Source organism: Myxococcus llanfairpwllgwyngyllgogerychwyrndrobwllllantysiliogogogochensis (assembly GCF_006636215.1).
GTDB classification, from domain to species: domain Bacteria; phylum Myxococcota; class Myxococcia; order Myxococcales; family Myxococcaceae; genus Myxococcus; species Myxococcus llanfairpwllgwyngyllgogerychwyrndrobwllllantysiliogogogochensis.
On the sequence record NZ_VIFM01000046.1, the window covers coordinates 18,389 to 32,406 of the forward strand.

Here is a 14,018-nt window from a genome sequence, read left to right on the forward strand (position 1 = left end):
CCGGGCGCGTCACCACCCGCTGGAGCCACCCCTGTCGCCGGCGCGCGCGTCCCGGCGCGTGTCCCCGAGGAGGCCTGCTCGCTGGGGCATTTGCGTGATTGCCTCGCGAGTGTGGTCGAATCTCCCAAGAAACAGCGCCTCGGGACTCCTAGGGTGGCTCATGGGAGGCCCGGGTAGAGGGAGTGGTTCGCATGCGGCGCATTCGTGTCATCGACAGTCATACCGGGGGTGAGCCCACGCGCGTGGTGACGGACGGAGGCCCGGAGCTGGGAGCGGGCGATCTGGCGAGCCTGCGTGAGCGCTTCCGCGAGAAGTTCGACGCCTTTCGCAAGGCCATCGTCTGCGAGCCTCGTGGGTCCGACGTCATGGTGGGCGCGCTGCTGTGTCCGCCCGTCAGCGCGGCGAGCGTCGCCGGCATCATCTTCTTCAACAACGTTGGCTATCTCGGGATGTGTGGCCACGGGACCATCGGCGTGGTGAAGACGCTGGAGTACCTGGGGCGCATCGGTCCTGGTGTCCACTCGCTGGAGACTCCCGTCGGCGTGGTGAAGGCCACGCTGCATCCGGACGGGCGCGTCAGCATCGCCAATGTGCCGAGCTACCGGTGGGCGCACGACGTAGCCGTGTCCGTGCCGGGACATGGCGAGGTGCGCGGCGACATCGCCTGGGGTGGCAACTGGTTCTTCCTCTCCCGCGCCACGCACCTGCCGCTGGAGCTGTCGCGGACGCCCGCGCTCCTGGCGTACACCTCCGCCATCAAGCAGGCGCTCGCGGACCAGGGCATCACCGGGGAGGGCGGCGCGGAGATCGACCACGTCGAGCTGTATGCCCCGTCTCCGACGCCGGGGGTGGATGCTCGCAACTTCGTGCTCTGTCCGGGGCTGGCCTATGACCGGTCTCCGTGCGGCACCGGGACGAGCGCGAAGGTCGCGTGCCTGGCCGCCGAGGGTGTGCTCGCGGAAGGCGCGACGTGGGTGCAGGAGAGCATCCTCGGCAGTCGCTTCGAGGCGCGTTACGTCCGTGACGGCGCGCGCATCCTGCCCACCATCACCGGCACCGCGTCCGTCAACGCGGAGGCCACGTTGCTGGTGGACCCGACGGACCCGTTCGCCTGGGGCATTGGATGAGCGCCTTCGACTGCGTCATCGTCGGCGGTGGCATCGTCGGCGCGGCGCTCGCGGATGTGCTCAGCGCCGACGGTGTGTCGGTGGCGCTCGTCGAGGCGCGGTCCATTGGCGCGGGGACGACGGCGTGTGGCATGGGCCACCTGGTGGCCATGGATGACAACGCGGCGGAACTCGCGCTGACGTCGTGGTCCGTGTCGCTGTGGCGAGAGCTCGCCGATGGACTGCCTCGCACGGTGGAGTATGACGCGTGTGGCACCCTCTGGCTCGCCGCCGATGACGAGGAGATGGCCGCGGTCTCCGCGAAGGTGGCGAACTACCGCGCCGCGGGTGTCCGTGTCGAAGTGCTCGACAGCGCGGCGCTCTATGAGGCCGAGCCCGCGCTTGCTCCGGGACTCGTGGGGGCGCTGCGGGTCGTGGATGATGCCGTGCTGTATCCGCCGCTCGCCGCGCGGACCTTCGCGCTGCGTGCCCAGGCCCGTGGCGCGCGGCTGATGACGGGGTGTCCGGTTCGGGAGCTGCGCCCGGGAAGTGTCGTGCTCTCCAACGGTGACGTGCTGACGGCACGGCACATCGTGCTCGCGGCGGGGGTGGCCAGTCCCTCGCTCTGCCCTGGGCTGCCCATCTCTCCGCGCAAGGGACACCTGCTCATCACCCGGCGCGGGGCTCCCGTGGTGCATCACCAGTTGGTGGAGCTGGGTTACCTCAAGAGCGCGCACGGCACGGACGGCGCTTCCGTGGCGTTCAATGCCCAGCCACGTGTCACGGGGCAGCTCTTGCTGGGCTCGTCGCGACAGCCGGGTGATGCGACGCGCGAGGTGGACGCGGCGCTCCTGGAGCGCATGCTGAAGCGCGCAGCCATGTTCCTTCCAGGGCTCGATGGCTTGCAGGCGCTGCGCGTCTGGACGGGGCTGCGTCCGGCGACCCCGGATGGTCTGCCGTTGCTGGGGCCGCATCCGGAGAAGCCGTGGCTCTGGCTGGCTTGTGGCCATGAGGGGCTCGGTATCACCACGGCCACGGGCAGCGCGCGACTGGTGGCGGACCAACTGCTCGGGCGCACCAGCGCCATCGATGCGCGTCCGTATTCACCCGCACGCTTCCTGACGGCGTCTTCTCGGGAGACTGCTCATGCGTGAGACAGCGTCGAAGGCCGTCACGCTCGTCACCCTGCGCATCAACGGGCGTGCTGTCACGGTGCCGGTGGGAACGTCTGTCGCGGCTGCGCTGGCGATGACGGACAGCTTCGTCAGCCGCGCGGACCTGAGCGGGCGCCCTCGTGGCCCCCTCTGTGGAATGGGCGTCTGCTTCGAGTGCCGAGCCACCATCGATGGTGTGCCCGAGGTCCTCATGTGCCTGACGCCGTGCCGTGAGGACCAGGAGGTGGTGACCGATGCGTGAGGCCTGTGACCTCTTGGCTGGTGCCGGTCTCGGAAGGTTCGCCGCGGCTTGCCGCGCGGATGAGGTGTGCACTCATGCGTGAGGCCTGTGACCTCGTGGTCGTCGGCGCAGGACCGGGCGGACTCGCCGCCGCTTGCCGTGCGGCCGAGGCAGGGCTGGATGTCCTCGTCCTCGACGCCCAGCCAGAGCCGGGAGGGCAGGTCTGGCGAGGCGAGGCCCGAAAGGGCACGAATCGTCTCGCGCGTCGGTGGCTCTCACGCTTCTCCGCGTCGGGCGCTCGCTTTCGTCCAGGCGCCCGCGTCGTCGCCGCTCCCGAGCCCGGCGTGCTCCTGGTCGAAGAGGGCTCCTCGTCGTTCGCGGTGCGCTACGGCCGCGCGGTGCTCGCCACCGGCGCACGCGAGCGCTTCCTTCCGTTCCCCGGTTGGACACTGCCGGGCGTGCTGGGCGTCAGCGGCCTCCAGGTGCTCGTGAAGGATGGCCTCCCCATGCGCGGCAAGCGCGTGGTGCTCGCCGGCACGGGCCCGCTGTTGCTCGCCGCCGCCGCGACGATTCACGCCCACGGTGGCGAGGTCCTCTACATCGCCGAGCAGGCCTCCGCCGCGAGCCACTGGAGCTTCGCCCTCCAGCTCTGGCGGCACCCGGCCAAGCTGCTCCAAGGCGCCCTGATGTCAGCGACGCTCATCAGCGTGCCCACGTCCACGGACGCCTGGGTCATCGCCGCTGAAGGCGAGGACCGGGTGGAGTCGGTCCGCCTGTCCGTGCGCGGTCGCGAGGAGCAACTCCAGTGCGACTACCTGGGCGCGGCCTACGGGCTCGTGCCCAATCTGGAAGTGGCCCGGCTCCTGGGCTGTGAGACCTCGGCGGGAGCGGTGGTCGTGAACGAGCGCCTGGAGACACGCGTCCCCAAGGTCCACGCCGTGGGCGAGCTGCTCGGCATCGGCGGCGTGGACCAGGCGCTCGTCACCGGAGAACTGGCCGGACTCGTCGCCGCCGAGCAACCCATCCCCATCGAGATGGAGCGCACCTGGCATCGCGTCCGCGCGTTCGCCGCCCGGCTCGCGCTGCATGACGCGCCCCGCGCGGAGCTGCGACGACTGGCCACGCCCGACACGCTGCTGTGCCGCTGCGAGGACGTGCCCATGTCCGCGCTGGAGGGCTGTCAGAACCTGCGCGAGGCCCGGCTGTACGCCCGGCTGGGCATGGGCGCCTGTCAGGGCCGCACCTGCGGAACGGCGGCGCAAACCCTCTTCGGCTGGTCGGGCGAGGACGTGCGCCCACCGTGCCTCCCGGCGCGCATCGGCAGCCTGCGCCTTCCCTCGGAAGTTTCCTCTACCCACACGAGAGAGTCATGAGCCTCTGGACTGGTGTCCTCCCCGCCATCACCACCCCCTTCAACACGGACCTGTCCGTCGACCACGGCACGGTGCGCTCACACGTGCGCTGGCTGGTGTCGCAGGGCTGCACCGGCATCATCCCCTGCGGCTCACTGGGCGAGGGCGCGACGCTGAGCCTGGAAGAGAAGGCCGCGGTGATGCGCACGTGCGTGGACGCGGTGAAGGCGCCCGTCATCCCGGGCATCGCCGCGCTGTCCACCGCGGAGGCCGTGCGGCTGGCTCGCGCCGCGGAGGAGGCGGGCTGCGCCGGGCTGATGGTGTTGCCCCCGTATGTCTATTCCAGCGACTGGCGCGAGATGAAGGCCCACATGTCCGCTGTCCTGCGCGCCACGAAGCTGCCGTGCCTGCTCTACAACAACCCCGTCGCCTACAAGACGGACTTCACCCCCGCCCATCTCGCGGAGCTGGCCGCCGAGCATGACAATGCGGTCGCCGTGAAGGAGTCCTCCACCGATGCCCGTCGCGTCACCGCCATTCGCGCCCTCCTGGGAGACCGGCTGGCCCTGGGCGTGGGCGTGGACGACTGCCTCGTCGAGGGCGTGGACGCGGGCGCGCGCTTCTGGGTGGCGGGATTGGTCAATGCGTTCCCCGCCGAGTCCGTGCGACTGCTCGAGCTGGCCCTCGCCGGAAAGAAGCAGGCCGCGTTCGAGCTGTACCGCTGGTTCCTGCCGCTCCTGCGCCTGGACACCGTCACCAAGTTCGTCCAGCTCATCAAGCTGGTACAGCAGGAAGTGGGCTGGGGCCACGAGCGGGTGCGTGGGCCTCGGCTGGAGCTGGCGGGTGCCGAGCGCGAGGAGTGCCTGCGCGTGTTGCGCGAGGCCCTGGCGAACCGGCCCGCGCTGTAGTGGCCGTTGCGCGGTGCGAAGTGTCCTGTATCGAAGCTGGAGGGGCGATGGGCCCCTCCCGGAGTGAGGTCGCTGCATGAGCTGGATGGGACTGTCCTTGATTGGCGCCGAACGCGGCGAGCCCGGTGGGCCGACGTTCACCGGCTGGAATCCCGCGGAGGGCGTGGCGCTCGAGCCTCGCTTCCACGGCGCGCGGCCCCAGGAGGTGGAGCGGGCCTGCGTGCTCGCGGAGCAGGCCGCCCCCACGCTCGCGGCGCTGTCCTCGCGTCAGCGCGCCGTGTTCCTGGAGCACATCGCCGAGGCGCTCCTCGCGGCGGAGGCGGACTTCCTCGCCGTGACGCCGAAGGAGACCGGCCTTCCCCCCGCGCGCATCCAGGGAGAGCTGGGCCGCGCGGCCGGACAGTTCCGTCAGTTCGCTCGGCTGCTGGAGGAAGGCAGTTGGGTGGATGCACGCATCGACCGGGCCCTGCCCGAGCGCCGTCCCCTGCCGCGTGCGGACCTGCGCTCCCTGCTGCGCCCCGTGGGGCCCGTGGCCGTGTTCGGCGCGAGCAACTTCCCGCTCGCGTTCTCCGTCGCCGGAGGTGACACCGCGTCCGCGCTGGCGGCCGGCTGTCCCGTCGTCGCCAAGGCCCATCCCGCGCACCCCGCGACGTCGGAGCGCGCGGGCCTGGCCATCCGCGCGGCCGTGGCGGCGTGTGGGCTGCATGAAGGCGTGTTCTCGCTCCTGTTCGACGCGGGCACGGAGGTGGGCGCCTCGCTCGTGCGTCACCCCGCCATCCGCGCCGTCGGCTTCACGGGCTCTCGTGGCGGAGGGCGCGCGCTGATGGCACTGGCCGCCGCCCGGCCCGTTCCCATTCCCGTCTTCGCGGAGATGGGCTCCATCAACCCCATCTTCCTCCTGCCGGAGGCGCTGGCCGCCCGTCCCCAGGCGATGGCGGACGCGCTGGCCGCGTCCATCCTCCAGGGCGCGGGCCAGTTCTGCACCTCGCCCGGATTGCTCGTGGCGGTGGAGGGCCTGGGGTACGAGGCCTTCCGCGCACGGCTCGCGGAGAAGCTGGGGGCCGCGGCGGCCGCGCCCATGTTGTCGCCCGCCATCGCCGAACGCTTTCGAGAGGGCGTGAGCCGTCTCGCCGCTCGCACGGACACGCGGACCTGTGCGCGGGGGGAGTCGAAGGCCGCGCTGGGCGCCGCCGCGCTGTTCGAGGCGGAGGCTCGCGTGGTGCTCGCCGAGAGCGCGCTCACCGAAGAGGTGTTCGGAAGCTGCGCGGTGCTGACCGTGGCGCGTGACGCGGCGGAGCTGGTGCGCGTGGCCTCGCGACTGGAAGGCCAGCTCACCGCGACGGTGATGATGGATGCGGGAGACACGGCGTTGGCCTCCGAGCTGCTCCCCACGTTGTCGGACCGCGTGGGGCGAGTGCTGATGAACGGTGTCCCCACGGGCGTGGAGGTCTGCCCGGCCATGGTGCACGGCGGCCCCTTTCCGGCCAGCTCGGATGGCCGCTTCACCGCCGTGGGCACGGGCGCCATCCGCCGCTTCGTGCGGCCGGTGTGCTTCCAGGATGTGCCGGACGCGCTGCTCCCTCCGGAGCTGCGCGAGGCGAACCCCCTGGGCCTGTGGCGAACGGTGGAGGGTGTACTGCGGCGGGAGTGACTCCCGGGTGCCCCGTCTTCACCCGGGAGTCACTCCCGGGCTTCACGGCGTCGCGTCGAAGCGGGCCTCCAGCTTCACGCCCGCGAACGCCGCGCGGGCTCTCACCATGGCGTAGTAGTAGACGCCGGTCTGCGGCGAGGGGATGTCCACCACCTCGTTGTTGCCGGCCAGATACGGGCGGTAGTCATACGCCGTCGTCGACGGCCACTGGTTGGCGCGGATGTAGAGGTCCGCGTTGCCCGTGCCGCCGCTCATCTGGAAGCGCAGGTTGCGCGCGCCCGCGGGCACCCAGAGGTAGAAGTACTGGATGTTGTTGCCGGCCAGCGGGCCCCGGTAGCAGCCGTTGTCCAGCATCCGCGTGTCCGCGCCCGTGCACGCCGTGCCGGTGCCAGGACCGGGGCCCGGGTCCGGATTCGCGCAGGTGCTCGGGTCGGTCGCGGTGGAGACGCAATCAATCCACTGGTGGAACTCCGCGTCGTATGCCGAGCCCAGGCCGTCCAGCGACGTGCGATACCCGGTGTAGTTCCCCGCGCGGAACTGGCCGACGAAGGTGTCCACCTGCGTCGAGTGGCGCTCGAACATGAAGCGCACCGCGAGGTAGCCCCAGTAGTACACGCGCTCGGTGCCGCTGTTGTAGTCGTTGCGCAGAATCTGGCTGAGCTGGAAGCTCTTGCTGGTGCCAATCTCCACCGCGTCCGCGTTGTCGTCCTTCTTGGAGACGTACTCACCCAGGCCCTCAATCCACCAGATGGTGGGCTGGCTGATGCTGTCGCCGAAGTCGCCCTTCATGTCGAAGCGGCCGTCCAGGTAGTGGACGTACTCGTGGCGCAGGTTCCAGATTTCGAACGCGGGCCGAACCCACTCCGCCTCGTAGGCGATGAAGCGGGCCTGATTGCCGGACGCCGCCGGGTTTCCCTCCAGGTACATGCCGCCGTTGTTGGTGTCGATGCCGAACAGCGCGCCGGCATACGTCTGGTAGTCCAGGCTGCTGTCGAAGATGACCATCTCCAGCGACGTGTTGTTGTCACTGGTGACGGGCAGGCGGCCCGTCTTCAGCTTGTCGTGGAAGTAGGTCTCCTGCGTGGCGAGCAGGCCGCAGCTCTGCGTGAGCTGCGTGGCCGTCATCTCCTGGGCGCGCATGCGCAGCGTGGCGCCGCAGTTGTGCGTCACGCGCAGCACCGCCTGCTCCAGCGTCCTGCGGAAGTCGCAGATGCCGTAGTACGCGCAGTTGGTGCCGTCGTAGTAGTCGGCCATCTCCGCCGCGCCCACCCAGACGCCCGCGGTGGGGCCCGTCATCGAGTGGTTGGTGATGAGCGCCTTCACCTTGGGGCGCGTCTTCGTCTGCACCGTCCCCGGGTACTGGAGGAAGCGGGACAGCTCGCGGGCCGCGTTGACGGTGAGGTACTGGTTGTCGGTGCCCAGCAGGTGCTCGGTGCGCAGGCCGAAGGAGTCCAGCGAGTCGATGATGGACGTGTCCTGCTGCACGGCCGCCACGAAGTCGTCGTTGTAGTGGCCGCGGAACAGGCCGACGAAGACGTTGTTGGTGGCGCTGCGCATGTACCAGGAGGCCAGGGCGGTGTTGTTGAAGCGGTCCAGCAGGCCCTTGAAGGTGCCCAGGTGCCGCGCGTTCTCGCTCGAGCTGTCGATGAGCGTCACGAACTCACTGAGCACCGCGCCGTGGTCGTCGTTGACGTCCCGGAAGTGGCTGTTGGCCACGAAGGCGGCCAGGGCCGGGCGGATGGCGCTGGCCAGCGCCGTGCCGTAGCTGCCCACGACGTCCGGGGCGTAGTACTGCACGTAGTACCCCGCGCGCAGGAACATGATGAGCTGGAGCGTCTGGCCGCTGTTGTTCCCCACATAGGCCTGCGCGCTGGGGGTGAGCGCGTTGGCGATGGTGACCATCTTGCTCTCGATGAACACCTGCCGGGCGAGCGTGCCCGAGACGCTGAACAGCGTGTTGATGCAGTCCGTCGGGGAGCCCTTCACCAACGTGACGAGCGCCGTGCCGGAAGCGGACCCGAAGGCCGCCGCGTCACACGCCAGCAGGGAGCGCTTCGGCGCGGGCGGGGTGAGCGCCTGACGCAGCTGCTCCGGGGAGACATCCGGCTGCCGTTCGTCGGGTTGGATGCGTTGGTGCGCATGCTCCAGTCCATGGACGCGCTGAGCAGGCTCGGCCGGGGGAGGACCTCCAGGGCGGGCGTCCGCTCCGGGTGCGAACAGGGTGAGACAACAGATGGCGAGGACGATGTGACAGCGACACCAATCTGTGATTGGACTGCGCATGGCTTCGTGCTCCTCGAGTGGGGGGCTTGCCGCACGGTGTCGTCCCTTCCGAGTGACACCGACGTGGGTTTCACGCGGTGTTCAAGGTATTCCTGAGCACGTGTGACGTTCTTGTGTCTTTCCCTTGTGGGGACGAATGGAAACCACCAAAACGCGTGAAACCTTGGAACACTGGCGGATGGGCTTCATGGGGCGGGTGGCGAATCCGCTGTTCGCGGAGGAGCTGTTCGACCGGGTGCCGGACATCGTCTTCTCGGTGAAGGACATCCGGGGGCGCTACGTGTGCATCAGCGAGGCGTGCGCGGAGCGCTGTGGCCTGAAGAGCAAGGCGGCGGCGGTGGGGCGCACGGCGCACGAGCTGTTCCCCCAGCACATGGCGGACCGGTACGTGCGACAGGACGAGAAGGTGTTCCGGACGGGGCGCGCGCTCGTGGACAACCTGGACCTGACGTTGTTCAACAGCCGCGAGCCGGGCTGGTGTCTGACGAGCAAGGTGCCGCTGTTCGACGCCACGGGCGAGGTGATGGGGCTGGCGTGTCTGTCCAAGGACGTGCACGAGCCGGGGCGCGCGGGGCTGGTGGACGAGCGCTTCGCGGGGACCATCGACTACATCCAGGCGAACTACGGGGAGCGGCTGCGCATCGACTCGCTGGCGCGGCGGGCGGGGATGTCCGCGGCGCAGTTCGAGCGGCGGATGCGGCGCATCTTCCAGATGTCGGCGGGGCAGTTCATCATGAAGACTCGCATCGACGCGGCGGCGGAGCGACTGGTGGAAGATGCGCAGCCCATCGCCGCCATCGCGCTGGCGGTGGGCTTCTGTGACCAGAGTGCGCTGTCGCGCCAGTTCAAACAGGTAACGGGGTTGAGCCCGCGACAGTACCGGCAGCTCGTCGTCGCCACGTCCGCGTCGGGAGCGCCACGAGGCAAGCGCTCCCGCTGAAGGGAGGGGGCCTTCCCCAAACCCTCGCGGATGTGGTGCGCTGGCGGGCACCGATGAAAGCGACCGCGTTCCCCGTGTCCACCGTCGCATTCCATGTCGTGGCGCTGGCGTTCTTCGGCGGCTGCGCGGCGTGGCTCGTCCAGGAGTCGCAGGCGCTCGGCGGGCGTCGGGGGATGATGGCCCTGGCGGTGGCCGTGGCCTCGGGAGGACAGGTGTTGTTGTCGCTCGTGGCGCTGGTGGCGCTGCTGCGGGCGCGGGCGCTCGTCGCGCTGGGCTCGCGGGCGCGGATGGGGACCTATCTCCAGATTCTCGCGGGGATGGGGCTGCTGGCGTTGCTCGGCGTGCACCTGGTGTATTCGGAGGCGCGGCCGGCGCTGGGGAGCTTCTGTCTGGGGTTGGCGGTGTGGCTGGGCGCCATCGGCCTGCACCTGGTGCCGGGATTGTTCCTCTCGGGTGAGGGCTTCATCGACCCCTTGGGGCGGCGCACGCGCTTCTCGGAGCTGGAGTGGTTCTCCTTCCAGAAGGGCGACGGCGAGCCGCCCCGGGTGTTGCTCCAGGCGGGACGGGGAGCGTCGCTGCGCCTGGAGGCGCGGCTCGCGCACGACGCAGTGGATGGCGTGCGAGGACGGCTGCTGCAGGTGGGGCTGTCTCCGCGCGCGCCCGGGCGCTGAGGCTCACTTCTTGGACGGTGGCGCGGGGAACATGGCGGGCGTGGTCCGCTCCTTCCACGGGTCTCCGCCCACGCCAAAGTCGACGAGGTGGAACGGGTTCTCTCCGCCCATGCGCACCAGGCCCAGGCCGGGGACGGCGGCGGACCACTCGGCGGTGATTCCTCCGGAGAAGGTGTACTCCAGCACCTCCAATGTCTTGCCGGCGACGGTCTCCGTCGTCTTCTGGAGGAACTTCCCTTCGCGTCTGGATTTGGTGTCGTTCTTGAATGGGTCGAGAATCTCGCGCGCCTTCTTCCCTGGCAGGGTCAATCGCATCTGGACGATGTTGACGGGGCCAAAGCGGCCCTCGGCCACCAGCAACTCAATGGCCACACGTCCGGCCGAGGGGACCTCCACCTCGAGCGTCATCCATCGCCCCGCTTTGTCGAGCTTGCGCCCCGGCGCTCCCACCTTGACCACGAATCGGGTGGACCCCTCTGGAGAGACAATTTCGTAGCGCGCCCAGCCGCCTTCCTTCTCCACGAGAGGCAAGCCTGGCAAGCCACCGACAAGTCCCTCTTGAGCGGCGGCGGGCAGTGCCACGAAAGCCATCAGCACGGCCCCCACCAGCCAGGATGCATTTATTGTCATAGTATTCCCCAATGCCCCGCTCCCGATTGGCTGTGAGCATTCTGTCGTTGTGGCTTGCCGCCTGCACCGAGGCTGATTCCCGACGTGAAGCGGACGTCCCCATGAAGCCCCTCGCCCAGGCTCCCGTGGCGCCGGTGGTTCCAGCTTCGCAAGCGGCGCGAGCCGAGGGTGACGACGCGGGCGTTGCTACCCCGGACGCGGGAGCGGGAATCGACCCGCGTCGACTCAAGGAGGCCCGGCCCCTGGTCCCCGCGCCACTGCTTTATGGGCAGTTCAAGCCGACGGTCGGAACCTGGGTGGAGTATGAGCTGCGGACCCGTCAGGGGACTTCCCGGGTGCGCATCGCGGTGGTCGGGGAGACGGTGAGGGATGATGGTCTGCCACTGTATCAACTGGAGCTGGACCACCAGACCACCCCACGGACCCTCGTCGTGGTCTGGGTTCAGGGCGGTGAGCGTCCATTCGTGGAGAAGCTCGCGGTGTCGGTGCCTCCTCATGCCCCCATCTCCATGCCGGTGGATTTGTACGCGGACTCACCTGAGCTGAGAGGGACCTTGGAGGCAGAGCAAGACACCGAGCTGCGCAAGGGCCCATTTGCTGGCAAGGCACGGCAACGCGGCTTCCGTCTGGAGACGGGGCACTCCGTGGTGGTGGTGAATGCTCCCCAGGTTCCCCTCTTTGGAGTGGAGTCGATTCGAGAGGCCGAGACCACCTGGTCGGCGCGGGGCGCGGGAACGGACGCCAGGCCCCTGTTGGACGCCGTTCCCATCGCCATCCCACGGCTGCCGGGCCAGTGAGGCGGCCGGAAGCTCAGCCGAGCGGATATCCGAGCACGACGTAGAAGCCGCACACGTACATCGTGAAGGCGGAGAAGATGTCGGGCGCGAAGGTCGTGATGCCGAGCCCTCCGACGAAGAGCGCCATCATCAACAGGGAGATTTCCGTCAGCGCCTGTCCGCGTGAGCGAGGTCGGCGCAGCCAGCGATAGGTGGACGTCATCCAGCCGTTCATGGTCGAGACTCCTGCGTGGCGGCGGTCCGTTCCAGGACCAGGGTGACAAGCGTCGTCGGCGACCCCTTCTTGCCGACGGGAGACAGGGAGAGCGACAGGCGCTGGCCCGGCTTCTGGTAGTCGAGCAATTCCACGCCATGGGACGAAGGGGGCGTCTGCTTGGAGGCATAGCCGAGTGCCTCCAACTGCTTCCGGTAGAAGCCCGCCACGACGTCCGGAGTGCCTTGGGCCACTTCGGTGATGGTGGTGCTCGCCTCGGTGGTGTCCGGATTGCGCTCGTCGACCCGAAGCATTGTCTGGGCACCTGGGGGGCGTGGCAGGAACTCCGGGGCCCGCGCCTGGAGATGGATGCCCTCGGGGGCTTCGACGATGGAGGGGAAGACCTGGGTGCGAGGCTCGGGGCCCGGGACGCCGACCGTGGTGACGGCGACGAGCGCACCGCGTTTCGCGTCGTAGTAGCTGATGGCTCCACCGCCCGCGCCATCCGCTTCGGTGGCGATGCGGTGGCCCCGCTTGCGGAACTCACGGGCATAGAACTCGAGCACGTCGCCCGCCGGGTCCGGCGTCTCGAAGTAGGCCATCTCCAGGGGGTTCCCGTTGGCCTCCATCCGCCCCATGGGGATGGCCCTGGCGCGCGGGTATGGGGGGAAGAGGCCATCGAACCGCGACGTCAGGGGCTTGGGATGCGCGGGCACGGTGATGAAGGGCCTGGGAGCTGGCGTGGACGGCGGGGCTTCGGGCGGAGCCTCGGGGGGCTCGCGGAGGGCGGCCGCCGTAACCACCAGCAGCAAGACGCTCCCGAGCCCGAGGATGCGGGTCCGCGCGCCCGTCCTGTCCGACAGCTCCCGCCTCATGGCGTGCCGCTCCTGGCGCGGCGGGCTCGCGCGCGAACGGCTACTCGCACGCGTCATCTCCGTAGGTGTGGTAGCCCTCGCCCTTGCTGGAGGACTGGGAGTATTCGGACTCCGGTGCCTCGGACTTCGCCGCGCCTTGGAAGAACTTGCCTCGGCAGTTGTAGGACCGCATCGGCCAGTTGTCATCGTACGAGCCGGTGCTGTCGAGCCCGCGCTTCTGCTGAATCTTCTCCGGCTCGCAGTTGCCGAAGCAGGCCTTCGTGTCGCTCATCCAATAGGCGGCTTGCAGGACGTCGCCCGGGACGGTGCGCGTGGGCCTGGAGGAGGAGGCGCCCCGCTGACGGGGTATCGGCGTCGGGAAATACCCGTTCGAATGGCGGCCCTTGACCTGGACGATGAGCACCGAGTCCTTGATGTAGTCGGACATCAAGGGGAAATCCAAACCCAGCACCGAGAGCACCTTGCCAATGGCATCCAGTGCGCCGTTCTCCGAGGCGAGGCCCGCGTAGACGATGCGCTTCACCCGGTCGTGGGTGATTTGCTGGACGCGGGCATAGGTATTGGAGGGATGGTCTCCATGTCCCCAGGCCCGCCACGTGTCATGGACCATGTAGAAGGTCTCCGTGAAGCGGAGGTCCAATCGGTCATCGTCGAGACTGGGGATGAAGAAGGCGATTTGCTGGGGGATGATTCCATTCTCGATGTGGACCGCCACCTCGGCCCGGACGGCTCCCTGGTTGGGGTCCAGGCCCATGGATTTGGCGACCCGTCCCGCCGTGGCGCCCAGGGCTCCCAGGACCTTGCCGACGATTTGCATCGCGCCACCGAGGCCTCCGCGCTCCTCCATCGACTCGTCGGAGAGAGGGGCCTCGGCGTCATGGACTTGAACCTGGAGGGTGAGCGGATTCTGGTGGCCCATTCCCGAGGGCAGCTCCCCTGTCTTGGTGGAACCGTCGAGGTCCTGGTAGCGCTCCTGTGCCTCGGAGGCGATGCGAGTCACATCGGGACGCACAGTGCGCTCGAAGGCCACATAGCGCGCCAGCTCCGCGGCCTTGAGCCGGACGTGTTGAAGCTCCCAGAAGTAGTTCGCCCAGAGCATCATGGCGACCAGCACGGGGGCCAGGATGGCGAACTCCGTGGTCGCCGCTCCCCGCTGGGCTCGAGGACTGCGTCGTCCGGGGCGTGTGCCGCCCGTTCGTCGGGTCATGACACCTCTG

The 14,018-nt window shown here is 69.2% G+C and carries 14 protein-coding genes; 9 read left to right on the forward strand and 5 right to left on the reverse strand.

Annotated features, from left to right (window positions below):
- Positions 1–191: 191 nt before the first annotated feature.
- The 6 genes from FJV41_RS14155 to FJV41_RS14180 all read left to right on the forward strand — a co-directional run bounded on the left by FJV41_RS14155 (position 192) and on the right by FJV41_RS14180 (position 6,412).
- The gene (locus FJV41_RS14155) at positions 192–1,127 is read left to right on the forward strand and encodes a proline racemase family protein (RefSeq protein WP_141643003.1); all 936 of its coding nucleotides are present in this window, start codon (positions 192–194) and stop codon (positions 1,125–1,127) included.
- Entirely contained in the window at positions 1,124–2,260 is a 1,137-nt protein-coding gene (locus FJV41_RS14160) for an NAD(P)/FAD-dependent oxidoreductase (protein ID WP_141643004.1), read from the forward strand. Before FJV41_RS14155 ends, FJV41_RS14160 begins: the two co-directional genes overlap by 4 nt.
- Positions 2,253–2,522 (forward strand): (2Fe-2S)-binding protein, encoded by a 270-nt coding sequence (locus tag FJV41_RS14165; RefSeq protein ID WP_141643005.1) that lies wholly within the window; start codon positions 2,253–2,255, stop codon positions 2,520–2,522. Before FJV41_RS14160 ends, FJV41_RS14165 begins: the two co-directional genes overlap by 8 nt.
- A 74-nt stretch (positions 2,523–2,596) precedes the next feature.
- Positions 2,597–3,874: an NAD(P)/FAD-dependent oxidoreductase gene (locus FJV41_RS14170; RefSeq protein ID WP_141643006.1), complete on the forward strand. Its 1,278-nt coding sequence runs from the start codon at positions 2,597–2,599 to the stop codon at positions 3,872–3,874.
- Positions 3,871–4,761 carry a dihydrodipicolinate synthase family protein gene (locus FJV41_RS14175; protein ID WP_141643007.1) on the forward strand — a complete coding sequence of 297 codons (891 nt, stop codon included), beginning with the start codon at positions 3,871–3,873 and terminating at the stop codon, positions 4,759–4,761. Before FJV41_RS14170 ends, FJV41_RS14175 begins: the two co-directional genes overlap by 4 nt.
- 76 nt (positions 4,762–4,837) lie before the next feature.
- Positions 4,838–6,412: an aldehyde dehydrogenase (NADP(+)) gene (locus tag FJV41_RS14180; RefSeq protein ID WP_141643008.1), complete on the forward strand. Its 1,575-nt coding sequence runs from the start codon at positions 4,838–4,840 to the stop codon at positions 6,410–6,412.
- Between the two features lie 42 nt (positions 6,413–6,454).
- Here FJV41_RS14180 and FJV41_RS14185 read toward each other — a convergent pair whose 3' ends face one another.
- Positions 6,455–8,695 carry a M9 family metallopeptidase gene (locus tag FJV41_RS14185; protein WP_141643009.1) on the reverse strand — a complete coding sequence of 747 codons (2,241 nt, stop codon included), beginning with the start codon at positions 8,693–8,695 and terminating at the stop codon, positions 6,455–6,457.
- Between the two features lie 178 nt (positions 8,696–8,873).
- Here FJV41_RS14185 and FJV41_RS14190 point away from each other — a divergent pair, with 178 nt between their 5' ends.
- Together FJV41_RS14190 and FJV41_RS14195 are read left to right on the forward strand one after the other, a co-directional pair.
- A complete protein-coding gene (locus FJV41_RS14190) occupies positions 8,874–9,635 on the forward strand; it encodes an AraC family transcriptional regulator (RefSeq protein WP_246137200.1) in 762 nt (253 codons plus the stop codon).
- A gap of 53 nt (positions 9,636–9,688) precedes the next feature.
- Positions 9,689–10,306: a hypothetical protein gene (locus tag FJV41_RS14195; protein ID WP_141643011.1), complete on the forward strand. Its 618-nt coding sequence runs from the start codon at positions 9,689–9,691 to the stop codon at positions 10,304–10,306.
- Between the two features lie 3 nt (positions 10,307–10,309).
- Here the strand turns inward: FJV41_RS14195 and FJV41_RS14200 are convergent, their stop codons facing one another.
- The gene (locus FJV41_RS14200; protein WP_246137201.1) at positions 10,310–10,897 is read right to left on the reverse strand and encodes a hypothetical protein; all 588 of its coding nucleotides are present in this window, start codon (positions 10,895–10,897) and stop codon (positions 10,310–10,312) included.
- A gap of 140 nt (positions 10,898–11,037) precedes the next feature.
- Between FJV41_RS14200 and FJV41_RS14205 the strand changes: the two genes are divergently transcribed.
- Entirely contained in the window at positions 11,038–11,733 is a 696-nt protein-coding gene (locus FJV41_RS14205; RefSeq protein ID WP_246137202.1) for a hypothetical protein, read from the forward strand.
- Between the two features lie 13 nt (positions 11,734–11,746).
- On the opposite strand, the gene FJV41_RS14210 is transcribed toward FJV41_RS14205, so the two are convergent.
- Genes FJV41_RS14210 through FJV41_RS14220 form a run of 3 tightly spaced genes read right to left on the reverse strand, consistent with a single transcriptional unit; the run spans position 11,747 to position 14,008 of the window.
- Positions 11,747–11,947 carry a hypothetical protein gene (locus FJV41_RS14210; protein ID WP_141643013.1) on the reverse strand — a complete coding sequence of 67 codons (201 nt, stop codon included), beginning with the start codon at positions 11,945–11,947 and terminating at the stop codon, positions 11,747–11,749.
- Positions 11,944–12,801 carry a hypothetical protein gene (locus FJV41_RS14215; RefSeq protein WP_141643014.1) on the reverse strand — a complete coding sequence of 286 codons (858 nt, stop codon included), beginning with the start codon at positions 12,799–12,801 and terminating at the stop codon, positions 11,944–11,946. Before FJV41_RS14215 ends, FJV41_RS14210 begins: the two co-directional genes overlap by 4 nt.
- A gap of 40 nt (positions 12,802–12,841) precedes the next feature.
- The gene (locus tag FJV41_RS14220; RefSeq protein ID WP_141643015.1) at positions 12,842–14,008 is read right to left on the reverse strand and encodes a TadE/TadG family type IV pilus assembly protein; all 1,167 of its coding nucleotides are present in this window, start codon (positions 14,006–14,008) and stop codon (positions 12,842–12,844) included.
- Positions 14,009–14,018 lie beyond the last annotated feature (10 nt).